At 75.8% G+C, this 22,031-nt stretch carries 20 protein-coding genes and 2 pseudogenes; 4 read left to right on the forward strand and 18 right to left on the reverse strand.

Annotated features, from left to right (window positions below):
• Window positions 1–44: 44 nt before the first annotated feature.
• From ABD993_RS08590 to ABD993_RS08605, 4 genes are read right to left on the reverse strand one after another with little or no spacing between them, the layout of a single operon-like run.
• Window positions 45–1,025 carry a glyceraldehyde 3-phosphate dehydrogenase NAD-binding domain-containing protein gene (locus tag ABD993_RS08590; protein ID WP_345414493.1) on the reverse strand — a complete coding sequence of 327 codons (981 nt, stop codon included), beginning with the start codon at window positions 1,023–1,025 and terminating at the stop codon, window positions 45–47.
• Window positions 1,025–2,470: a bifunctional aminoglycoside phosphotransferase/ATP-binding protein gene (locus tag ABD993_RS08595; protein ID WP_345414495.1), complete on the reverse strand. Its 1,446-nt coding sequence runs from the start codon at window positions 2,468–2,470 to the stop codon at window positions 1,025–1,027. Before ABD993_RS08595 ends, ABD993_RS08590 begins: the two co-directional genes overlap by 1 nt.
• Entirely contained in the window at window positions 2,467–3,327 is an 861-nt protein-coding gene (locus tag ABD993_RS08600; protein ID WP_345414497.1) for a universal stress protein, read from the reverse strand. Before ABD993_RS08600 ends, ABD993_RS08595 begins: the two co-directional genes overlap by 4 nt.
• Window positions 3,324–4,319 carry an Acg family FMN-binding oxidoreductase gene (locus ABD993_RS08605; protein ID WP_345414499.1) on the reverse strand — a complete coding sequence of 332 codons (996 nt, stop codon included), beginning with the start codon at window positions 4,317–4,319 and terminating at the stop codon, window positions 3,324–3,326. The genes ABD993_RS08600 and ABD993_RS08605 overlap by 4 nt, the downstream gene beginning before the upstream one ends.
• Window positions 4,320–4,525: 206 nt before the next feature.
• On the opposite strand from ABD993_RS08605, the gene ABD993_RS08610 reads away from it, so the two are divergent.
• The gene (locus ABD993_RS08610; RefSeq protein ID WP_345414501.1) at window positions 4,526–6,229 is read left to right on the forward strand and encodes a sensor histidine kinase; all 1,704 of its coding nucleotides are present in this window, start codon (window positions 4,526–4,528) and stop codon (window positions 6,227–6,229) included.
• 6 nt (window positions 6,230–6,235) lie between these two features.
• Here ABD993_RS08610 and ABD993_RS08615 read toward each other — a convergent pair whose 3' ends face one another.
• The 4 genes from ABD993_RS08615 to ABD993_RS08630 form a co-directional block, all read right to left on the reverse strand.
• Window positions 6,236–6,598: a VOC family protein gene (locus ABD993_RS08615; RefSeq protein WP_345414503.1), complete on the reverse strand. Its 363-nt coding sequence runs from the start codon at window positions 6,596–6,598 to the stop codon at window positions 6,236–6,238.
• A 2-nt stretch (window positions 6,599–6,600) separates the two neighbouring features.
• Window positions 6,601–7,251 (reverse strand): response regulator, encoded by a 651-nt coding sequence (locus tag ABD993_RS08620; RefSeq protein ID WP_345414505.1) that lies wholly within the window; start codon window positions 7,249–7,251, stop codon window positions 6,601–6,603.
• A 100-nt stretch (window positions 7,252–7,351) separates the two neighbouring features.
• On the reverse strand, window positions 7,352–8,305 hold the full coding sequence (locus ABD993_RS08625) for an Acg family FMN-binding oxidoreductase (protein WP_345414507.1): 954 nt from the start codon (window positions 8,303–8,305) through the stop codon (window positions 7,352–7,354).
• Window position 8,306: 1 nt separating this feature from the next.
• Window positions 8,307–8,858 carry a flavodoxin domain-containing protein gene (locus ABD993_RS08630; protein ID WP_345414509.1) on the reverse strand — a complete coding sequence of 184 codons (552 nt, stop codon included), beginning with the start codon at window positions 8,856–8,858 and terminating at the stop codon, window positions 8,307–8,309.
• 233 nt (window positions 8,859–9,091) lie between these two features.
• Between ABD993_RS08630 and ABD993_RS08635 the strand changes: the two genes are divergently transcribed.
• Entirely contained in the window at window positions 9,092–10,624 is a 1,533-nt protein-coding gene (locus ABD993_RS08635; protein WP_345414511.1) for a DUF4389 domain-containing protein, read from the forward strand.
• 58 nt (window positions 10,625–10,682) lie between these two features.
• Here ABD993_RS08635 and ABD993_RS08640 read toward each other — a convergent pair whose 3' ends face one another.
• Window positions 10,683–11,150, reverse strand: coding sequence for an ArsI/CadI family heavy metal resistance metalloenzyme (locus tag ABD993_RS08640; protein WP_345414513.1), 468 nt, complete (start codon window positions 11,148–11,150; stop codon window positions 10,683–10,685).
• A gap of 181 nt (window positions 11,151–11,331) precedes the next feature.
• On the opposite strand from ABD993_RS08640, the pseudogene ABD993_RS08645 reads away from it, so the two are divergent.
• Window positions 11,332–11,460 (forward strand): annotated as a pseudogene (locus ABD993_RS08645) (ACR3 family arsenite efflux transporter); the annotation flags it as partial.
• 54 nt (window positions 11,461–11,514) lie between these two features.
• On the opposite strand, the gene ABD993_RS08650 reads toward ABD993_RS08645, so the two are convergent.
• From ABD993_RS08650 to ABD993_RS08675, 6 genes are all read right to left on the reverse strand, one after another.
• The gene (locus ABD993_RS08650; RefSeq protein WP_345414514.1) at window positions 11,515–12,108 is read right to left on the reverse strand and encodes a hypothetical protein; all 594 of its coding nucleotides are present in this window, start codon (window positions 12,106–12,108) and stop codon (window positions 11,515–11,517) included.
• Window positions 12,105–12,494: a DUF1003 domain-containing protein gene (locus ABD993_RS08655; RefSeq protein ID WP_345414516.1), complete on the reverse strand. Its 390-nt coding sequence runs from the start codon at window positions 12,492–12,494 to the stop codon at window positions 12,105–12,107. The genes ABD993_RS08650 and ABD993_RS08655 overlap by 4 nt, the downstream gene beginning before the upstream one ends.
• On the reverse strand, window positions 12,491–15,892 hold the full coding sequence (gene cydD / locus ABD993_RS08660; protein ID WP_345414518.1) for a thiol reductant ABC exporter subunit CydD: 3,402 nt from the start codon (window positions 15,890–15,892) through the stop codon (window positions 12,491–12,493). Before cydD ends, ABD993_RS08655 begins: the two co-directional genes overlap by 4 nt.
• A complete protein-coding gene (gene cydB / locus ABD993_RS08665) occupies window positions 15,889–16,920 on the reverse strand; it encodes a cytochrome d ubiquinol oxidase subunit II (RefSeq protein WP_345414520.1) in 1,032 nt (343 codons plus the stop codon). The genes cydD and cydB overlap by 4 nt, the downstream gene beginning before the upstream one ends.
• A gap of 11 nt (window positions 16,921–16,931) precedes the next feature.
• Window positions 16,932–18,338 (reverse strand): cytochrome ubiquinol oxidase subunit I, encoded by a 1,407-nt coding sequence (locus ABD993_RS08670; RefSeq protein WP_345414521.1) that lies wholly within the window; start codon window positions 18,336–18,338, stop codon window positions 16,932–16,934.
• Between the two features lie 145 nt (window positions 18,339–18,483).
• The gene (locus ABD993_RS08675) at window positions 18,484–18,759 is read right to left on the reverse strand and encodes a hypothetical protein (RefSeq protein ID WP_345414523.1); all 276 of its coding nucleotides are present in this window, start codon (window positions 18,757–18,759) and stop codon (window positions 18,484–18,486) included.
• A 150-nt stretch (window positions 18,760–18,909) separates the two neighbouring features.
• On the opposite strand from ABD993_RS08675, the gene ABD993_RS08680 reads away from it, so the two are divergent.
• Complete coding sequence (locus ABD993_RS08680; RefSeq protein ID WP_345414525.1) at window positions 18,910–19,488, forward strand: DUF2231 domain-containing protein; 579 nt, start codon at window positions 18,910–18,912, stop codon at window positions 19,486–19,488.
• Between the two features lie 61 nt (window positions 19,489–19,549).
• Here ABD993_RS08680 and ABD993_RS08685 read toward each other — a convergent pair.
• From ABD993_RS08685 to ABD993_RS08695, 3 genes and pseudogenes are all read right to left on the reverse strand, one after another.
• Window positions 19,550–20,557: pseudogene (locus ABD993_RS08685) on the reverse strand (lysylphosphatidylglycerol synthase transmembrane domain-containing protein); the annotation flags it as partial.
• Between the two features lie 108 nt (window positions 20,558–20,665).
• Entirely contained in the window at window positions 20,666–21,574 is a 909-nt protein-coding gene (locus ABD993_RS08690) for a hypothetical protein (protein WP_345414527.1), read from the reverse strand.
• Window positions 21,571–21,978, reverse strand: a complete 408-nt coding sequence (locus ABD993_RS08695) for a hypothetical protein (RefSeq protein ID WP_345414528.1) — start codon at window positions 21,976–21,978, stop codon at window positions 21,571–21,573. Before ABD993_RS08695 ends, ABD993_RS08690 begins: the two co-directional genes overlap by 4 nt.
• Window positions 21,979–22,031 lie beyond the last annotated feature (53 nt).

Here is a 22,031-nt window from a genome sequence, read left to right on the forward strand (position 1 = left end):
GCGGGCGGCCGGGTCCGCCCCGACCGCCCGGTCCGGACGCCCGCTCAGCGGCCGGGCAGCAGCCGCGCGACCATCCCGAGGAGGTCCGCGATCCGGTGCAGGTGCCCCACCTCGGGGTCGTACCAGCCGTAGACGCTCACCAGCTCGCCCCCGGCCCGGACCGCGCCCAGGTCGGCGCGGCAGGACTCGGCCGCGCCCAGCACGTCCCGGGACACCATCGGCTCGTTCGTGCAGGTCAGCAAGCCCTTGCCCGGACCTTCGGCCGCGGTGCGCAGCACCCGCCGGACCTGCCCGGCCGTCGCCGGGGCGGGCAGCCGCACGGTCACCTCGACCAGCGCGGTGTCGACGACCGGCACTCGGAGCGCGGAGCCGACCACCCGGCCCTCCAACGCGGGCAGCAGGGTCCCCACCTCCGTCCCGACCGCGCTGGCGGTGGGCACGAGGTTGACCGCGAGATCGCGCAGCAGCCGCGGGTCGCCCGGATCGGTGACCGGCGAGTGCCTCCCCTCCACCGAGGTCACCATGGCCGAGACCACCCCGAACGCCCGGTCCAGCGGCTCCAGCACGGCCGCCGCGCACACCGCCGCGGCGGACGGCACCGCCAGCACCCGGTGCCGGGTGGCGTCGTAGTCGTCCTCGTTCAGGCCCGGGACGACGGTGAGGTCGGCCGCCGCGGGCCCACCCAGGACCACGACCTCGACCCCCTGGCCGAGCAGCGCCGCGGTCTCGACCGGGCGTCCGGTCGCGACCACGATCTCGACGTCCGCGGCGGCCCAGTGGGGGTTCTCGTCGTGCAGCACCCGGACGGTGGCGTCGTCGATGCCGAGGTGCTCGCCGACGACCTCGATCCGGTGGTCCCAGCAGCCGTGCGTCGAGTCGTGGCGCAGCCGCTCGGCGAGCAGGGCGGCGGGGGCGTCGTCGCGGACGGCGACGACCTGGACGTCGTGGTCGTCCCGGTCGACGAGCGTGCGCAGCAGCTGTCTGCCGGTGCGGTCCATCCCGTCGATGCCGATCCGAGCGCGCATCACGCACCGTCCCAGACCTGCTGGGCCCGCACGGCGCACGCCGAGGGCAGCTCGGTGGTGGCGATCTCGACCGCCTCCGGCCACGGGGCCGCCACCTCGGCCATCGCGAGGGCGATCCCCGGGGTGGCGTCGGAGATCGGGGTGCGCCGGGTCATGATCCGGCGAGCCAGCTCCTCGACCGGCGCGGTGCACACGAACCGGAGCAGCCGCGCCGAGGCCCGCTCGGCGACGTCCGCGGCCCGCTCGCGCCACCCCGCGTCGGTCCACGAGGCGTCCAGCACGACCGACTCGCCCTGGCCCAGCAGCAGCTCAGCCCGCTCGAGGAGCTCGGTGTAGACGGCGGCGGTGTGCTCGGCGTCGTAGAGCCCGCCGCCGAAGGGGGCGCCCGCGGGATCGGTCGGGGTCACCCCGGCCTGCTCCTTGCGCACCCGGTCGCTGGACAGCAGCACCGCCCCGGTCAGGTCGGTGAGGTCCCCGGCCAGTGTGGACTTCCCGGTGCCGGGCAGTCCGCCGACCAGACCGAGCCGGGGCTCGCCGTGGCGGAGGTGGTCCAGGGCGAGGGCGAGGTGGCTGCGGGCGTTCTCCGCGTCGTGCGGGTCGCCGGTCTGGGCGAGGCGCAGGCAGCCGACCTTGGCGCGCACCACGGCGCGGTAGGCGATGTAGTGGTGTCGCAGCGTCATCGGGGCCGGGTCGGCGGAGAACTCGCAGTAGTCGTCGAGCTGCTGCTCGGCGGCCTCGGGGGCGCCGAGCCGCTCGAGGTCCATCGCCAGGAAGCACACGTCGTCGAGCGCGTCGACGAAGCGGAGCCGGTCGTCGAAGTCGAGGCAGTCGAGGATGCGGGGGCCGTCGGGCAGGCAGAACACGTCGTCGGCGAGCAGGTCGCCGTGCCCGTCGACGATCCGGCTCTCGGCAGCGCGGCGCGCGAACAGCGGGCCGCGCCCGGCGAGGAAGGAGTCGGCGAGCTCCCGGACCCGGTCGAGGTCGGCCCCGGGGAGCGGGGCGTCGCGGAAGGGCGCGAGCTCGTCGAGGTTGCGGTGCCACCGGCCGGCCAGCGCGTCCCGCGAGCCCTCGGCGGTGATCACGGGGGTACGCGCGGCGGTGGTGTGGAAGGCGGCCATCCGGCGGGCGATCTCGCGGAGCGGTTCGGTCAGGTCGACGCCCTGGCGGACCAGGGTGGACAGCCGGGCGTCCTCCGGCATCCGGCGCATCACCAGGACCGGCTCGGCGCACCCGGCGCCGGTCAGCTCGGCGGTGCCGAGGTAGACGTCCGGGGCGAGCCGGGTGTTGAGCCACAGCTCGCGCTCGATCGCCTCCCGCCGCAGCGCGGGCGTGGAGAAGTCGCAGAACGCGGTCCGGACCGGTTTCTTGGTCTTCAGCGCGCGCTCCCCGGTCAGCACCACCACCCCGACGTGGGTCTCCCGCACCGCGCTGGCCGCCGGGCTCACCACAGCTCGGCCCGGTCCTGCGGGTCGGCGGCCGGGGCGGGGGCACTCGGCTCGGCGGCGATCAGGACGGGGCAGTCCGCGACCCGCAGCGCTCCGCGGGCCACCGACCCGAGCAGGTGCCTGCGGGGCTCCGCGGGCCCCACCACCAGCAGCCGGGCGTGCTGGGAGCGGGCGATGACCGCCTCCAGCGCGCGACCCTGCGTCAGGTGCACCGAGTAGGGCACCGTGCCCCAGCGCCGCAGCCGGGCCTCCACCGCGTCCCGGGTCTCGGCACCCTCGCGGGCCGATCCGGACGCGTGCACGACCTCGAGCACGGCCCCGGTGCGGGCGGCGGCGTCGCGGGCCTGCAGGAGCACCCCCGCGTCCGTCGCGACGTCGCGGATCGCGGCCACCACCGGACCGGAGGGGTTCCCACCCCGGTGCACGACGGCGAGCGGGCAGCCGACCCGCCCCGCGACGTCGAGCGCGACCGACCCGATGAAGGCCTCGGCCGGTGCCCCCGTGCTCGCGATCCCGAGCACCAGCAGCGCCGCGTGTCGGGAGGCGTCGACCAGGGCCGCCCGCGGGTCGAGCGCCACGATCTCGGTGTGGGCGTGGACCTCGGGCTCGGTCTGCCGGGCCACGGTGTACGCCCGCGCCAGGATGCGGGCGGCGTGCTCGTGCAGCGATCCGGTCGGGCTCGTCGCGTAGGGGGCGGCGTGCAGCAGGGTCAGCTCGGCGTGGCGCAGGACCGCCTCGTGGGCGGCCCAGCGGGTGGCGCGCAGGCCCGCCTCCGTGCCGTCGACGGCCACGGTCACCCCGGCGGCCGTGTCCCGCGGATCGGGGCGGTGCGCCGTGGTGGACAACGGCGTGGTCATCGTTCCTCCTGGAGATCGGTCCGGATGAGGTCGGAGTAGGGGCGGCGGGGGGTGCCGGGGACGGGCCAGCCGTGGCCGAGGCGCAGCACGACCTGCGGGGGCCGGAGGCCGCCGAGCATCCGGCTCAGCGTCTGCCGGACGTCCGGGACCTCGACCAGCTGGGACAGGAACGAGGCCGAGAGACCGTGGACGGTGGCCGTCAACAACACCCGCTCCAGCGCCTCGCCCGCCCGGATCTCCTCGCGGGCGCCGTCGGAGTGCACGGTGAGCACGGCGATCAGGGGCTCGGCCTCGAACCCGGGGTCCGGCCTGCCGGTGCCGCGGGTGAAGTCCCGCATCACCCATGTGGCGTTGGGCCGGGGGAGGGGGCCGCCCGCCGTGGCGGGCACCCCGTCGGGCCGCGGTTCGCCGTGCCCGGTCCAGCGTTCGAGCTCGGCGATGAACGCCGGGTCGGCCAGCTGGATCTCGTGCGCGCTGCGGGCGAGGTCGGCCAGCTCGGTCCGGTGCCGGGGATCGGTCACCAGGTGCAGCCAGGCACCCTCGTCGAGGGCCGCCCGGCGCAGCGCGTGCAGCGCGTCCGCGGGGATCTCGCTGTCGCTGAAGGGCTTGCGGTTGGTGTGCCTGCGCGGGACCGCATCGAGCAGCCTGCGCTGCTCGGGTGAGGCCCGGCGGCTCCCGCCGCGGCGCACGACCGCGACGAGGTCCGGGCGCGCGGGCTCGGGAAGCACGGTCACCAGCGGCTTCACGCCCTGGCCCAGCAGCGCCAGCCGCAGGTTGAACAGCGCCGCCCCGCAGGCGATCCGCAGCTCGCGGCCCGTCGGGTCGGCGACCGGCAGCTGCCTGCCCGGGTCGGCGTGCAGCTCGATGCCGTGCTCGGAGACCTGGAAGGACCACGGCTGGGTGTTGTGCAGGGACGGCGCCAGCGCCGCCGCCGTCAGCACGTCCTGGAGGCCGGAGCCGGTCAACCCGAGGGTCCCCATCGTCTCGATCATCACTGCCCACCATCGCCGCCCGTGTCGCCCGGTCGTCCCGGGCACGACTCCAGGCTGCTGACGGCGGCAGGCACCGGATAGCGTCGAAGGTCCCGTCGGGACGGGGTGTTCGGCCCGTTCGGGGACCGTGCCGACGCGGTGTGATGATGCGGCGCTGCGGTGATGCGGTGCGGGTGATGCGGTGCGGCGATCGGGAGGTGGGGACCATGGACCCGGAGCGCGCGGGATCCCCCGTATCCGGGGTGCTGTCCGGGTTGCGGCTCCAGGAGCTGCTCGACGAGGTCCAGGACCGCCTCGGCCAGATCGCCGCGGGCCGCGACCGGATGCAGAGCCTGCTCGACGCCGTGCTCGCCGTGGCCGCGGGCCTGGAGCTGGAGACGACCCTGCGGCGCATCGTGCAGTCCGCTGTGGACCTCGTCGACGCCCGCTACGGCGCGCTCGGCGTGCTGGCGGCGGACGGGTCGATCGCCCGGTTCATCGAGGTCGGCCTGCATCCCGGGCAGCGCGAGACGATGGGCCGCCCGCCGACCGGCAAGGGCCTGCTCGGGCAGCTCATCGTCGAACCGGAGCCGCTGCGGCTCGCCGACCTCACCGCGCACCCGGCGTCCGTCGGCTTCCCGCCGAACCATCCGCCGATGCACAGCTTCGTGGGTGTGCCGGTCCGGGTCCGGGAGGCCGTGTACGGCAACCTCTACCTGACCGAGAAGCTCGGCGGCGGTGAGTTCACCGCGGATGACGAGGTGGTCCTGCAGGCGCTCGCGGCGGCGGCGGGCATCGCGGTGCAGAACGCCGACCTGTTCGAGCAGAGCAGGCAGCGCCAGCAGTGGCTGGAGGCGCAGGCCGAGGTCCGGACGGACGTCCTGGCCGGGGCGGCGGAGGAGGAGGTCCTGGAGCTGGTCGCGGTGCGCACGCGGGAGCTGACCCGGTCGGCCGCGGCGGTGGTGCTGCTCGGCCCCGACGAGGAGGGCCGCTACCGACTCGGTGCCGCCGAGGGCGCCGTCCCGGAGCTGTCGCCGGACGGCATCGAACCGGGTGAGGCGCTGCTGGAGCTCGCGGACAGCCGGGGCCCGGTGCTCGCCGACGCGCCGGGCACGCTCGTCTCGGGAACCTGGGACGGCGACGGGCTGGGCCCCACCGCCGCCGTCCCGATGCGGTCCGCGGAACGGATCATCGGGGTGCTGATCGCGGTCCGCGGCGTGGGCGCCGACCTCTTCCAGCCCGCCGAGGTACCGCTCGTCCTCTCCTTCGCCCAGCAGGCCGCGCTGGCACTCGAGCTGGCGGAGAAGAGCCGCGCCCAACGCCAGCTGGACGTCCTGGCCGACCGCGACCGGATCGCCCGCGACCTGCACGACGTCGTCATCCAGCGGCTGTTCGCGACGGGCCTGCAGCTGCAGAGCACGATGCGCCGCTCGACCCAGCCGGACGTGCAGGACCGCATCGCCCACGCCGTCGAGGAGCTGGACGAGACCGTCCGCGAGATCCGCACCTCGATCTTCGACCTGCACACCGCCGAGCAGGGGGAGCAGGGCCTGCGCCGCGCCCTGCTGGACACGGTCACCGAGCTGGCTGCGGACTCGGGCCTGACGGCCTCGCTGAGGACCTCGGGCGCGGTGGACACGCTGGTCCCCGCCGAGCTCGTGCCGCACGTCGTCGCCGCCACCCGGGAGGCCGTCAGCAACGCCGTGCGGCACTCCGGCGGGCGGAGCGTCACCGTCACCGTCGAGGTGGGCGCGGACCTGATGCTCCAGGTCGTGGACGACGGCACCGGCATCCCGGACGACGTCGCCCGCAGCGGGCTGCGCAACCTCGCCGACCGGGCCGAGGAGCTCGAGGGACAGCTCGACGTCCGCAGGCGACCCGCAGGCGGCACCCGCCTGACCTGGCGGATCCCGCTGCCGGAGGCGGCCTGACCGCCGTCAGGCCCGCCGCGGGCGGTCCGCCCGCGCGACCAGGCCGAGGGGGGTCCCCGCCGGGTCCCGCACCTCGGCGAGCCACCGCTCGCCGCCGTCCGGGTAGGGGGGTCGCTCGACTGTGCCGCCGTGGGCCGGGACGGCGTCCAGCACGTCGTCGAGGTGGTCGACGGCCAGCCACAGCATCGGCCCGCCGTCCGCGGACACCGGCCGGTCGGTCACCCACTGCCCGATCAGCTCGGGGGCCTCGAACCCCGCACCCTCCGCCACCCACCCCAGGACACCGACGTAGAACGCCCGCGAGGCGTCCACGTCGACGGCGGGCAGCTGCAGGTACGAGAGCCGCCCGTGGCGGAAGTGGTCGCTCACCGTCAGCGGCTCGTGCGACGGCGCTGGGTCGCGTAGACCGCGGCCTCGGTGCGGCGGGCGAACCCGAGCTTGTGCAGCAGCGAGGACACGTAGTTCTTGACGGTCTTCTCGGCGAGGTAGAGCTCCTGGCCGATCTGCCGGTTGGTCAGCCCGTCCGCGATGAGCTCGAGGATGCGGCGCTCCTGCGGGCTCAGCGACTCGTAGCGGGGGTCCTCGGGCTCCTGGCGGCCGTGTCGGAGCCGGTCGAGGACCAGCGCGGTCGCCTTCGGGTCGAGCAGCGAGCCGCCCGCCGCGACGGTGCGCACGGCCCCGACCAGGTCCGTCCCGGCGACCTGCTTGAGCAGGTAGCCCGAGGCGCCGGCGAGGATCGCGCCGAACAGGGCCTCGTCGTCGGAGAAGGAGGTGAGCATGAGGCAGGCCGGGGCGGGGTCCATCGAGGACCGGACGTCCCGGCAGACCGAGACGCCCTCGCCGTCGGGCAGCCGGACGTCGAGGATGGCGACGTCCGGGCGCGCCGCGGGGATGCGGGCCAGGGCCTGCGCGGCCGTCCCGGCCTCGCCGACGATCTGGATGTCGTCCTCGGTCTCGAGCAGCTGGGCGATGCCGCGGCGGACGATCTCGTGATCGTCGAGCAGGAACACCGAGATCGTCACGGGGATCTCCTTCGTCGTCGGGTGCCCCCACGATAGGACGTCCTGACCAGCCCCGGGACCGTTCGGAGGTCCCGGGCCGGTAGGGCCGGAGGTCCCGGGTTCACCGCCGGAGGAGCACGGCCTCCAGTGAGCGGCGGGGAGTCGCGGGCAGCGGCGCCGACCCGAGCGGCGGGGTCCCGATCCGGACGACGAGCTGCGGGTGGTCGGCCATCCCGAGCGCACGGCGCAGCCGCTCCCGGGTCTGCGGCTGCTCGACCGCCTGGCTGAGCGGGGCCGTCGCGAGGCCGACGCGGGTCGCGCCGAGTAGCACCGCGCTGGCCGCCTCGCCCGCGGCGAGCCGGTCGATGCGGTCGTCGCGGGCGGTCGTCAGGACGAGCAGGAGCCCGCCGTCGGGCCCGAAGGCCTGCCGCCCGGTGAGCCTGCCCGCCGGGAACCGGGTCAGCGCGGGCTCGCCGGGGCGGGCGGGCACCGCCGCGGCAGGCACACCGTCGCGGGTGCCCGCGTAGCGGTGGGTCCAGATCAGCAGCTCGGCGAGGTAGCCGGGTTCGTGCCGCTGCCGGGTGGCCGCGTCGGACAGGACGTCGTGCATGCGGGCCAGCACACCGGGATCGGTCGCGGGGACCAGCCCGACCCCGAACGCCGCCGCCCGGGCGACGAGCGAGGCGATCCGGGCGGGCGGCACGGGCTCCGCGGCGTACTGCCGCCGGTCGGTCCGCCGCCTGCCGAGCTGGCCGAACAGGGCGGCCTCGGTGCGGTCCGGCGGCCCGCCGACCATCCGGGCGGTGGCGAGGTGGTGGCGCCGCTCCGGGTCGGGCAGGCGCTCGACCTCCAGTGCGATGCCCAGCCCGGCCGCGGCCACGACCAGGTGATGCAGCACCGCCCCGCAGCTGATCAGCAGGTCGCGGTGGTCCGGGTCGGTGCCCGCCAGGTGGCGGGCGGGGTCGGCGTGCAGCTCGACCTCGTCCGCGCTCAGCCGGAACAGCCAGGGCTGGGTGTTGTGCACCGACGGCGCCTGGAGCGCGAGCTCGACGGCGTGGCGCAGGTCGCGGGCCATCTCAGCCCGCCCGGCTGAGCTGTCGTACCTGGACGGCGATGTCGCGGGCCCACGCCCGGACGCGGTCCATGTCGCGGAAGTCGCCCGCCAGCGGACCGCGGGCCATCCGCCGCGCCAGGAACCCGCGGGCGGTGGCGGGGTCGAGGACCCCGCCGAAGGTCATCGGGGGCGCCATGTCGAGATCCTCGCGCAGCTCCGCCACCGCCCGGGGCTCGTGGGCGCCGTGCTCGGCGTCGTGCGCGGCCTCCGGCCCGCAGGGCCCGGACTGGAACAGCCACACCCGGCGGGCGCGCAGCATGACCCGGTGCCTGCGCAGGAAGCGCATCGCCTCCGGTCGCCAGCGACGCGAGTAGATCGCGCTGCCGAGCACGACGGCGCGGTACCCGGCCAGGGTGACCCCGTCGGCCGCGGCGTCCGCGGCCGTGGCGACGTCGACGGTCAGCCCGTGCGCGCGGAGCTCCTCGGCGACGGTCGTGGCGATGCCCGCGGTCCCGCCGCTCTTGGAGGCGTGCACCACGAGCACGTCGGAGTGCGGGTTCTGGGTGGTGGTCATCGTCGGCTCCCTCGTCGGCTGCCCGGTCGGCCGCGGCCCGCCCGCGGCACGGGGTCGAGCCTGCGCGCCCGGCGACCGAGGGGGCAGAGCCCCTGGTCCGCGCCGGACGCGCCGGACGGCACGCCGGACCGGGACCTTCGCCCCCGTCCGCCCCCGCAGCGGGTCCTCCGGCCCCCCGCGGCGGGCCCGGCGGCCCTGCCCGACCGGTCCGCGCCGACGAGACGGTGGCGGCCATGACGAACACTCCACATCCGGTGCGGGTCACCGGCCGCCTCGATCCCGGGGTCTCGCGCGGCCTGTGGCTCGTCAAATGGCTCCTGCTCATCCCGCACCTGATCGTGCTCGCCGCCCTCGGCGTGGCCTTCACGGTGCTGACCGTCGTCGCGTTCTTCGCGATCCTGGTGACCGGCCGCTACCCGCGCGCGATCTTCGGCTTCAACGTCGGCGTGCTCCGCTGGGGCTGGCGGGTCGTGTTCTACGGCTACGCCGCGGGCGCCACCGACCGCTACCCGCCGTTCACCCTCGCCGACGTGCCGGACTACCCGGCGCGGCTGGACGTCGACTACCCGGAGCGGCTCTCGCGCGGCCTCGTGCTGGTCAAGTGGTGGCTGCTGGCGATCCCGCAGTACGTGGTCCTGGCGTTCCTGCTCGGTGCGGGCAGCACGGTCGTCGACCGGGTCGACGGCCTCACCTCCTCGGCCTTCGACGGCGGCCTGATCCTGGTGCTCGTGCTGTTCGCGGTCGTCGCGATGCTGTTCACCGGGCGCTACCCGCGCGGTCTGTTCGACCTGGCCGTGGGCCTGGACCGCTGGGTCCTGCGGGTGATCGCCTACACCTCGCTGATGACGGACGTCTACCCGCCGTTCCGGCTGGACCAGGGCGGCGAGGAGCCCCTGCCGCCGCTCCCGCCCACCGACACCGGCGGGCCCGGGGAGGCCGCCGAGCCCCCGCGGTCCGAGGCCCCGGGCACCGTGCCCGCCGCCGCCGGGCCGCGTGCCGGGGTCGGCGCGACTGTCATGAGCAGGCCCACCGCGGCCCCGCCCCGCCCCCCGGCCGCCCCCGAGCAGGCGGTCGCGGTGCCGCCGCCCAGCGCGGGACGGTCGGTGACGATCGTGATCGGCGCGCTGCTCACCGCGTTCGCCCTCGGCATGGTCGCCGTCGGGATCACCGGCATGGCCGTGGACCGGGCGGGGCGAGACGCTGCGGGCTTCATCGCCTCGGGCATCGGCTCGGCCGCCACCGCGGGTCACGCGCTGCGGACCGACCCGCTGGTGATCGAGAGCCCGCAGGACCCCGACCTCGTCGCGCAGCTGCTCGGCGACGTCACCCTGCAGGCGCGGGCCGTCGGCGGCCGGGACGTGTTCGTCGGCATCGCGCCGTCGTCGAGCGTCGCCGGCTACCTCGGCGGCGTCGCGGCAGGCGTCTGGCGCGCGAACGGCGCGGTCCCGGCCGGCATCGTCGACGTGGCCGGTGGGGCACCGGCGACACCGCCCGCCGCCCAGGCCTTCTGGACCGTGTCCGCGTCCGGCCCGGGCACGCAGACCGTCACCTGGACGCCCGCTCCGGGGACCTGGACGGCGGTCGTCATGAACGCCGACGGATCCGCCCCCGTCCAGGCCGAGGTCCAGGTGGGGGCCCAGGTCCCGGTCCTGCGCGTCACGGCCGCGGCGATGCTCGGCGTGGGCCTCGGCCTGCTGGTGATCGGCGTGGTCCTCGTCGCGGTCGGCGCCCGCCCGACCCGGCAGCCCGCCGTCGCCGCCCGCTGACCGCGTCCGGTGCGGGTGGGGCGCGACCGTCGCGCCGCACCCGCACCGGTGTCCGCGGTCATCCGCAGCAGGCCGTCTCCTCGGTGAGGCCCGCGGGTGCCCCGCACTCGCACGACGCGGTGGGGGAGACCCCCACCGGATGGACCGACGTGGCGTCGGGCGCGTCCGCCTTGACGGTGTAGACCTCCCACGGCTCCCGGCCCGGGCCGTGCACCCAGACCTTGTCCTGCACGGCGTAGCAGCAGGTGGTGTCGTCCTCGACCCGCGTGAACAGGCCGAGCTCGGACAGCCGACCGGTGGCGGCGTGGACCTCGTCGGTGGTCTCCACCTCGACACCGAGGTGGTCCATCACGGTCGGCTCGTCGGGGGCGCCCTCGATCAGCACCAGCTTGAGCGGCGGCTCGGCGATGGCGAAGTTGGCATACCCGGGGCGCCGCTTGGCGGGCTCCACGCCGAACAGCGACCGGTAGAAGTCGATCGACCCCTCCAGGTCGGCGACCCGCAGAGCCAGCTGGACTCGAGACATGACCACTCCTTGTTTCGATGGATGTCGAGACAGAGGTTGCGCCTCGATTCGAGGTTCGTCAAGATCGCGTCACACGAGGGCGGCGAGGCGTGCGTGTGCGAGCATGACCGTCACCGCGGCCCCGCGTCTCTCCACGCTGGACCGGTTCCTGCCGGTCCGGATCCTCGCCGCGATGGCGCTCGGGCTCGTCGCCGGGTACCTCACCCGCCGCATCGGGGAGCGCGCGCCGGGGCGCACCCGGTACGAGCAGCGGTTCCTCCCCCGGATGGGGCCGTTCGCGCTCTACGGGCTGCTGTTCACCATCATCGTGCGGCGGGCCGCGGGACCGAGGTGGTCCGGCCGATCCGGGACGAGATCGGCGGTCTCACCCGCGCACTGGCCGCGGAGCTGCTCGCCGACTGACCCGGACCGCGGCGAGCCCGGTCAGCGCGGCCACCACGGCCGCCATGACCAGCCCGCCCAGCACCCCGATCGCGACCCGCAGCCAGAGCGGCTGACCCGGCTGCCACAGCGGCGGCGCCACGGCGGTGAACGCGAGCAGCCCGGCCATCCAGGCGCCCGCGGTGGTGGCCACCCACCAGCCGCAGTGGGGCACGACGCTCCGCAGCACGAGCCACTGCGCCGTGCCGATGGTCAGGAGCAGGACCAGCCCGCCGACGACCAGCAGGGGCAGCGGCACCCGGCCCTCCCGCGCCATCGGCACCAGGGCCGGCGCGTACGCCGCGACCGCACCCGCCGCCGTCGCGAGGACGAACCGCGCGACCGGCAGGCCGGGCAGCGCGAACGCGCGGGCCTGGGCCCAGCCGAGCGCGGACCCCTCGACGGCCCCGGCGGCGAGCAGGGCGGGGGCGGTGGCCGCCATCGGCCAGGACGTCGAGAGCGCCCCGACCGCCGCGGGCGCCACGAACCCGAGGAACTCCCCGGCGGTGACCAGCGCGAACCAGCGCGACCACCTCATCGCGGCGCCGCCCCCTCCTCGACGACCCGCCGGTGCAGCTCGGTGGTGAGCAGGTGGATCTCGCGGGTGAGCTGGGTGTTGGTCTTGAGCTCGACCTCCTGCTCCAGGAAGTCGTGGTCGGCCTTGGCCTGCTGGAACGCCGAGGCCCGGTTCTGCCCGATCATGACGAAGGTGGACAGGAAGATCGCCTCCAGCGACACCACCAGCGTCAGCGTGGGCCACGGGCTCCGCTCGGCGAGGAGCATCCAGCCCGCGAACACCCCGACGTGCAGGTAGACGAACCACATCGAGCCCGCGAAGCGCGTGATCGCGTCCGCGGCCCGCAGCTGCGCGTCGGCCGCGCGGTGCTCGCGCATCCGCCTCACAACCGGGTGCTCGACGCTCACCCCCCGCTCCCGACGAGCTCGCGACCCACCTCCACCCGGGTGAGCCCGGGCGTCTGGTCCGGCCGGTGGGTGACGACGAGCGCGGTCCGGTCCGCCGTCGCGGCCAGGATCTCGGTGGCCAGCTCGGCGGCGGTCGCGTCGTCGAGATGGGCGGTGGGCTCGTCCAGCACCAGGATCGGGCGCTCGGCGAGCAGCGCCCGGGCGATCCCGAGCCGCTGGCGCTCCCCGCCGGACACGGCGCCGCCGTGCCTGCCGACGGGGGTGTCGAGGCCCGCGGGCAGGCCCGCGAACCAGTCCCCGAGCCGCGCCCGGCGCAGGGTGTCGACGAGCTCGTCGTCGCACGCGTCCGGCGCGGCGAGGGCGAGGTTGGCGCGCAGCGATCCGTCGAACAGGTGGGTCCACGACCCGCACCAGGCGATGCCCTCGCGGACCTGCTCGCCGCGCAGCGCCCGCACGTCCGTGCCGTCGGCGCGCAGCGTGCCCGCCCGCGGCGAGAGCGTGCGCAGCAGCGCGGCCACCGCCGTGGACTTGCCGCTGCCCGAGGGCCCGACCAGCGCGATCCGCTGCCCCGCCCCCAGGTCGAGATCCAGCCCGGAGACGGCGTCGGCGTCCGACCCGGGCCAGCGCAGCGCGAGCCCGCGGGCGTCGAGCGCGACCGGCGGGGCCGCGTCCGGGGCGTGCTCGGGATCGACGACGGCGGGCTCGAGGGTCTCCAGGTCCCGCAGCCGCTCGGCCGCGGGCACGATCGACAGCAGCCGGACGGCGGCCTCCGGCAGCCCCGCGACGACCTCGGCCAGCGCGAGCGGGGTCAGCGCGAGCACCGCGATCACGGGCCCCGCGATCCGGCCGTCGGCGAAGGCGACCAGGCCGAGCGCGGTGCAGGCCACCGTCGTCGCGCCGATCGCGAGAACGGCCAGCGCGGTCCCCGCCCCGGTCGCCGTCGCGGCCCGGCGGCGGGCCGCCGCGAGCCGGTCGTCGATGCTCGCGAGCCCGCGGCGGTGGCGGTCCGCCGCGCCGAAGACCAGCAGGTCCGCGGCCGCGTCGAGCAGCGCGACGGTGCGCGAGGCGACCTCGCCGCGCAGTGCGGCGGTCCGGCGTTCACTGTGGTGCGCCGCCGCTGCCGCGACCGCGGGCGCGCCGACCCCGGCGACCAGCAGCCCGGCCGCGAGTACGAGCCCGGCGGCGGGCAGCAGCAGGAGGAATATGAGCACGGCGGCCCCGCCCACCAGCAGCGCCGCGCACGCCGGGAGCAGCACCCGGACCAGCAGGTCCTGCGGGGCGTCGGTGTCCGCGACGAGCCGGGTGAGCAGGTCTCCGCGGCGGTGTCGCGCGGTGGCGGCGGGTCCGAGCCGGACGAGGTCGCCCCAGATCCGGACGCGCAGGCCGCTGCCGACGCGCAGCGCGGCGTCGTGCGAGACCAGGCGCTCGGCGTAGCGGAACACGCCCTTGCCCAGCCCGAACGCCCGGACCGCGACGATCGCGACCATCAGGGTCAGCACCGGCGGCTGCAGGGCCGCGGTGGAGATCAGCCAGGCCGAGGTGGCGGTCAGCGCCACCCCCGAGCCCAGCGCCGCGGCGGCCAGCAGCACGGCCAGGACCAGCCGGGACCGCTGCGCGCGGGCCGCCTGCCACACCCAGGCGAGGGCGCGGCGCGGGCCCGGCTGCGACGGGCGGGGGGACGGTGCCGCCGCAGCCGGGTGTCGGGTGGGACGGTCCGGCCCGCGACTCGCCCGCGCGGGCCGGCCGTCCCCTGCCGGAGGTGAGACCCCCCCACACTCCTCCGGCAGCTCGGTGCGGTCGGACGCCGACAGCGCGACCACGCGGTCGCAGCGGCCGAGCACGTCCGACCGGTGGCTCACGACGAGCACGGTGCGGCCCGTCGCGATCTCCTCGAGTGACGCACCGATCGCGGCCTCGGTGTCCGCGTCGACGCCCTCGGTGGGCTCGTCGAGCAGCAGCAGCGGACGGTCGGCGAGGATCGCCCTGGCGAGCGCGACCCGGCGGCGCTGCCCGGTGGACAGCCCGTCCCCGTCCTCGCCGAGCGGGGTGTCGAGCGGGACGTCGAGGCAGGCCAGCCGGGCCGCGCGGGCCACGGCCTCCGGGTCGGCGTCGGGAGTGGCGAGGGCGATCGCCCCGCGGACCGTGTCCCCGGTCAGCACCGGGCGCTGCGGCACCCAGGCGACCCGGCGGCGCCACCAGGTCGGCTCGACGTCGGCGAGGTCGGTGTCGCCGACGGCGACCGTGCCGCCGTCGGGGGCCCGCAGGCCGGCCAGCACGTCGAGCAGCGTCGACTTGCCGCAGCCGCTGGGCCCGGTGATCCCGACGACCGTGCGCGGGGCCAGGTCGAGGTACAGCGGGGCGAGCCGACCGTCGACCCGGACGCCGCGCAGCCGCACGGGATGGGTGGCGGGGTCCGGCGCGCCCGACCGGCCGGACTCCGGTGCGGGGGTGTCGAGCAGGTCGAGCGCGGTGCCCGCCGCGGCGGTGCCCGCGGCGGCGTCGTGGAAGCGGGCGCCCACCGCGCGCAGCGGCAGGTAGACCTCCGGGGCCAGCAGCAGCACGAGCAGCCCGGTGCCGAGGTCGAGGCTGCCGTCGACCAGTCGCAGGCCGATCGAGACCGCGACCAGGGCGACCGACAGGGTGGCGACCAGCTCGAGCACCAGCGAGGACAGGAACGCCACCCGCAGGGTGCGCATCGTGGCCCGCCGGTAGGCCTCGGCCAGCGTGCGCAGGCCCGAGGTCTGGTGCCGGGTCCGGCCGAACGCGACCAGCACGTCCAGGCCCGCGACCAGGTCGAGGAAGTGGTGGCCCAGCACCGCGAGGGTGCGCCACTGCCGGGCGGTGGAGCGCTCGGTGTGCAGGCCGACGAGGACCGCGAACACCGGCACCAGCGGCACCGTCAGCCCGACGATCACCGCCGACACCCAGTCCGCGGTGAGGATCCGGACCCCGAGCATCGCGGGCACCACGGCCGCGACCAGCAGCGCGGGCAGGTAGCGGCCGAAGTAGCCCTCCAGGTCGTCGAGCCCGCGGGCGGTGAGGGTGGCGAGCTCGCCGCGCGGGGGCAGGTCCTCGCGGCGGGGGCCGAGGCGCAGCACGTGCGCGACGATGCGGCCGCGCAGCTCGCGCACGACGTCGGCGGACGCGCGGTGCGCGGCCACCTCCGCGATCCACGCCAGCCCCGCCCGACCGGCGACGGCCGCGAGCAGCAGCCCCAGCACCGGTCCGAGCACGTCGAGCCGGACGCCGCCGAGGAACCCCTCTGCGACCACCCGGGACAGCAGGTCGGCCTGGACCATCACCAGCGCGGCGGCGGCCACGGCGACGCCCAGTCCGAGCAGGACGAAGCGGCGTGCGGCGGACGCCTGGCGGAGCAGGCGTGGATCGAGGGGCTTCATCGCGCGTGGGCCCCCGCGCGCACCGGCAGCCCTGCCTCGCCGGTCATGTCGTCGCGGGTGAGCCGCCTGCGGAACACCCAGAACGTCCACGCCTGGTAGGCCAGCACGATCGGCGTCACGGCGACCGCGACCCAGGTCATGATCGTGAGCGTGTACGCGGTCGAGGAGGCGTTGGTCGTGGTGAGGCTGTTCGCCGGGTCGGTGGCGGGCAGGACGTCCGGGAACAGCGTGCCGAACAGCGTCACCACGATGGCGACGATCGCCCCCGCGGTGGACAGGAACGCCCAGCCCTCGCGGCCGCGGGCCGCCAGCAGGGTCCCGACGACCAGCGCGACGGCGGCGACCCCGGCGGGCACCAGCGTCCACAGTGGGCCGTAGGCGAGCACGGCCCAGGCCAGGAACCCGCCACCGGCCACGATGAGCAGCGGGCCGGCGATCTTCGCGACGCCGATCGCCCGGGTGCGGACCTCGCCCGTCGTCTTCAGCGCGAGGAAGACCGCACCGTGCAGGGCGAACAGCAGCACCGTGGTGGCCCCGCCGAGCAGCGCGAACGGGTTCAGCAGGGTGAACAGCGTCCCGGTGTACTCGTGGTCGGCGTCGAGCGGCACCCCGCGCACGATGTTGGCGAACGCGACGCCCCACAGCAGCGCGGGCACGAACGACCCGCCGACGATCGCGGCGTCCCAGCGGCGGCGCCACCGGTCGTCGTCGATCTTGCCGCGGTACTCCAGCGCCATCCCGCGCAGGATCAGCGCGACCAGCAGCACGAGCAGGGCAAGGTAGAAGCCGGAGAACAGCGAGGCGTACCACTCGGGGAAGGCCGCGAACGTCGCACCGCCCGCGACGAGCAGCCAGACCTCGTTGCCGTCCCAGACCGGGCCGATGGTGCCGAGCGCGACGCGCCGGTCGGTCTCGTCGCGGGAGACGACGGGCAGCAGCATCCCGACGCCGAAGTCGAAGCCCTCGAGGACGAAGTAGCCCGTCCACAGCAGGGCGATGAGCAGGAACCAGAGGGTGGTGAGCTCCATGGCCGGTGCTCCTAGTAGCTGATCGACGGACGGGGGGCGGGCTCGCGCGCGGGCTCCACCTCGGCGGGCGGGGGCGGTCCGGCCTTGACGTAGCGCAGCATCAGGCCGACCTCGACGACGGCGAGCGCGCCGTAGAGCAGGGTGAACACGATCAGCGAGATCCACACCGAGGTCGCGGAGACCGCGGGCGAGACGCCGTCGGCGGTGCGCAGCATGCCGAACACCAGCCAGGGCTGGCGGCCCATCTCGGTGAAGATCCAGCCCAGGCTGTTGGCCGCGAACGGCAGGAACAGCGCGACCACCGAGGTGGTGAGGAACCAGCGCGGGATGGGCTTCGTCGCGCGCCTGCGCGTGAACCAGAGCCCGATCACCGAGAGCAGCCCGGCCAGCGCCCCGAACCCGATCATGAACCGGAAGGTCCAGTAGGTGGTGGGGATGTTCGGGGTGTAGTCGCCGGGCCCGTAGGTCTGCTCGCTGCGGGCCTGCAGGTCGTTGATGCCCTCGACGGTCCCGTCGAACGAGCCGGTGGCCATGAACGACAGCACCCGCGGCACCCGCAGGCTCCAGACCTCCTGCGACCCGTCGAGCGAGCCGACGGTGAACAGCGAGAACGAGGCGGGCGTGACGGTGTCGTAGAGCGCCTCCGCGGCGGCCATCTTCATGGGCTGCTGCTGGGTCATCAGCCGGGCCTGCATGTCGCCGCTGACGACGACGCCCAGGCTGCCGATCAGCAGCGTGACCAGCGCGATCCGGATGGAGGGCCGGAACACCTCGGTGTGGGTGCCGGGCCGATCTGCGCGGCGCAGGTGCCAGGCGCTGATGGCGAGCACGAACACCCCGGCGGTCACGAAGCAGGCGGTGATGGTGTGCGCGAACGCGCCGACGGCCGTCGAGTTGGTGAGGACGGCACCGAAGTCCTTCAGCTCGGCGCGCCCTGCGGCGTCGTTGACGACCGAGCCGACCGGGTGCTGCATCCAGGAGTTCGCGGCGAGGATGAAGTAGGCCGAGAGGAGGGTGCCGATCGAGGCCAGCCAGATGCAGGCCAGGTGCACCCTCTTCGGGAGCCGGTCCCAGCCGAAGATCCACAGTCCGAGGAACGTGGACTCGAGGAAGAAGGCGAGCAGGCCCTCGATGGCGAGCGGGGCGCCGAAGATGTCGCCGACGAAGCGGCTGTAGTCGCTCCAGTTCATCCCGAACTGGAACTCCTGCACGATCCCGGTGACCACGCCGATGGCGAAGTTGATCAGAAACAGCTTGCCCCAGAACTTCGTCATCCGCAGGTAGCGGTCGTCGCGCGTGCGGACCCAGGCCGTCTGCATCCCGGCGACGAGGAAGGACAGGCCGATCGTCAGCGGGACGAACAGGAAGTGGTACACGGTGGTGACGGCGAACTGCCACCGTGCGAGATCGAGGTTCATGCGGCCCTCCCTGGCCACCGGCGGTTCCGGTCGATGATCAGGGTCGCCGCCGGGCGGGGTCCGTCACGAGGGCCGAGGGGCGCGGGTCCTCGGGACCCTCGGTGACGGTCGACGGGACCAAGGTCCCTTCGGCGGCGGAGCCGGGTCAGGCGGCGGAGGTGGTGGCGAGCAGCTGTTCGACGAGCTCGTCGACCGCCTCGCGCGGGGTCGCCGCGCTGATCGAGACCGAACGGTCGCCGGGCAGCATCATCCGGGCCCGGATGGGGCGCGGGTTGGTCGGGTCGTGGTCGGTGATGACGCGCAGGTGGGTCGGCGCCTGGGCCTCCGGCACGCGGCCGAACGCGACCTGGGCGTAGTGGACGAGGGCGGGGTCGATCCCCTCGCCGAGCTGGACGGCGACGGGGTGCAGTGTGGTGGTCATATCGCCACCGTGCGGCCACGGGCGTCGGATCGGCAGGGGCGAAGGCCCCCTCGCGGCGGGCCGGAGGGCCGTCGGCGGGGGTCGGGCGGCGGGGTCGCTCGACGGGCACCGCCAAGGAAGCTCTGAGAATCCGTCGCGACGATCAACCCCGTGCCCACGTTCCTCTCCGGCCTCCCGCTACACCCGCTCGTCGTGCACGCGGTGGTGGTCCTGGTCCCCGCCGCGGTCCTCGGCGCGCTCGCCGTCGCCCTCTGGCCTGCCGCGCGGCGGCGCTGGGGGTGGCCGGTCCTCGTCCTGACCGCGCTGGCCGCGGTGTCCGTCCCGATCGCGACGAGCACGGGGGAGGGGCTCGAGCACCAGCTGCCCCGCACCGCGGCGCTCGCCGCCCACGCCGAGCTCGGCGACCAGCTGCTGGTGTTCGTCGGCCCGCTGCTGGTGACGGTGCTCGGCCTGGTCCTGGTGGAGCGGTGGCGCCGCGCCCCCGCAGGCGCCCTCGCCCCGGCAGCCCACGGCCCCGCCCGCGCCGACGGTCCCGGCACCGCCCGCGCCCCGCGCGTCGGCGCGCCTGCGGCCCGGGTCTCGCTCGCGGTCCTCGCGGTCCTCACCGTCCTCCTCGCAGGTGCCGCTGCGGTCCAGGTCGTGCGGATCGGGGACAGCGGCGCGCGCGCCGCGTGGGGGAGCGTCCAGTACGCCCCGCAGCCGCGTCCGGCCGGGGCCCCGCAGGACTGACTCGGCCCGCGGCTCCCCGGCGCAGCGACAGCCAGGTGAGCCCGGCGACCGGGATCGGCAGCCAGAAGTTCACCACCCGCCACGCCAGCACCCCGCCGACGGCGACCGCGGCCGGGCAGCCGAGCGCGATCAGCGAGGGGATCAGCACGCCCTCGACCACGCCGATCCCGCCCGGGGTCAGCGGGATGACCGCCAGCAGCCAGGTCAGGCCGTAGGCGACCAGCAGCTCGCCGATCCCGGGCCGGAACCCGGCGGCGGTCACGACGAGCCAGAGGGCGGCCGCGTCGAGCAGCCAGTTGCCCGCCGACCACGCCACCAGCGCCGCGAGCAGCCGCGGGCGGTGGGGGAGGGTGGCGAGGTGCTCGGCGATCACCCGGGCCTGGGCGCCGACCCGGGCGCCGTCGAGCCGCCGGAGCGGGCGCAACGCCCGGGTGACGACCCGGTCGACCCGCTCCCCGCTGCGGGCCAGCACCGCCAGCACCACGACCGTCGCGGCGATCGAGACCGTCACCACGGCGGCGGACACCTCGACCGCGCTGAGCGAGTCGTGCAGCGTGCCGACGAGCGCGAGCGCGAGGATCCCGGCGAGCACCAGCGGGGCGGCGGTGGCCTCGACCGTGGCCAGGTAGAGCCCGTCGGCGGCGCGGACGCCGTGCTCCTCCAGCAGCCGCAGGCGCAGGGCGGCGGCGGTCGCCGTGCCGCCCGGGAGCACGTGGCTCGCTCCGTAGCCGGTCAGGTCGATGCGCAGGATGGTCCAGCGGGACAGCGACCGGGCGGGCAGTAGCGCGTGGGACATCATCGCGGCACAGACCAGCGAGACCGCCTCCAGCGCGACGGCCCCGAGCAGGGCGAGCGGTCCCACGCCCCCGACCCCGACCACGGCCTCGCGCACGTCCGGCACGAGGGCGGCGACGCCGTAGGCGAGCAGGAGCGTCAGCACGAAGCCGACCACCCACCGACGCCGGGAGGAGGACACGGAGGGCAGCGTCGGTCGCGGCGCGCGGGCCGGACCAGGGCCGCACGCCCCGGCCCCGGGCCCGGTCCGGCACTGCCGTTCGACCCTGATCATGGACGGACGCGCCCCGTCATCCTCGGTGCGACGGACACGTGGAGCCTCCGGTGGAGGTGGTCCGGGTGCTCGAGGTCCTGGCGCTGCTCGCGCTCGGGACCGCGACCCTCATCGCGTCGCGGGCGCCGCGGCGAGCAGCCGCGAGAGCAGGACGGCCCCCACGAGGCCGAGCAGCAGGAACCCGCCGATGGGGCCCGCGACCTCCGCCGGTCCGAAACGGATCCCGGCGCCGACCTGGAACAGCGTGCTCAGCACGATGGCGGGCAGCAGCGCGGTGATCAGCGCCAGCAGGGGCGCCGCGACCACCGGGCCCAGCGGGCTGCGCCGCAGGACCAGCAGCCCCCCGACGAGCGTGGCCGGGACGATGACGGCGAGGTCGAGCACGTCGGTCACCATCGTGGTCGCGGGGCCCAGGGTGGGCGGGGCCGTGCCGGTGACCAGCGAGCCCACCAGCGGGGTCGCCCAGACCACGGCGGTCACCGCGGCGGCCGCGAGCAGGAAGATCCCGAGGGGACGGCGCGGGTAGCCCCGCCCGTCCACGGTCGCGACCCGCGCGGAGCGGGAGACGGCGGCGGCGGCCAGCACGAAGGCGGGCAGTGCCGCGGCCAGGACGGCCACCTCGAGCAGGAACAGCGGCCCGTAGGCCGAGCCGAAGGCGGTGGTCGCGGAGGCGTAGAACAGGTAGCCGAGCAGCCCGAGGAGCAACAGCACGGCCCGGGTCGAGCCCGCCAGGGCGCTGCGGAGCGCGAGCGGGACGAGCGCGGCGACGACCAGCGTCACCACGGCGACCCCGAGGTTCCCGGCCGCGGTGAACACCGTGTCGTGCGCGTCCACGCCGCTGCCGGTGAGCAGCACCTCCTCGCCGCGCGACGTGGTGAACGGCACCGGCGCGCCCCGACCGTGCAGGACGAGCAGTAGTGCGGCGTGCACCGCGGCGAGGCCCGCCGCGAGCCCGGTGAGCGGGGCGACGGGCAGGCGGCGGGCGACCGGCCGGACCTCGGTCTGCGGCGCGGTCATCGGGCGATCCCGACCTGCAGGCCGCGCCAGGTGCTCACGATCGCGGCGACGACCACGGCGAGGACCGGCACGGCCCACCACCACAGGCCCATGACGAGCAGTCCGATGTGGAACGCGGCGATGCCGACCAGCCCGGCGAGCCTGCGCCGGGGACTGCGGGCGATCGCGAGCAGGCCGACCGCGAGCTCGTAGCCGATGCCGACGACCGGCACCCACACGAGCGGATGGGCGCCCATCGTGGCGGTCCAGAGCCGCTGCAGCACCTCCGGCCCGTTCATCCAGTCGCCGAGCGCCTGGTACATCGCGGGGCGGGTGGCGAGCAGCGCGGCGTTGAGCGCCGCCCCGCCGATCATGACGGCGCCGAGGACCGTGCCGGTCCGCGCCGCCCAGTCCGTCGAGGACACGACGACCTCCGGGTCGGGTGGGGGACGAGGGCGGGGCCACGGCCCGGAAGGCC

This window comes from Pseudonocardia xishanensis, from assembly GCF_039541715.1.
Lineage (GTDB): Bacteria > Actinomycetota > Actinomycetes > Mycobacteriales > Pseudonocardiaceae > Pseudonocardia > Pseudonocardia xishanensis.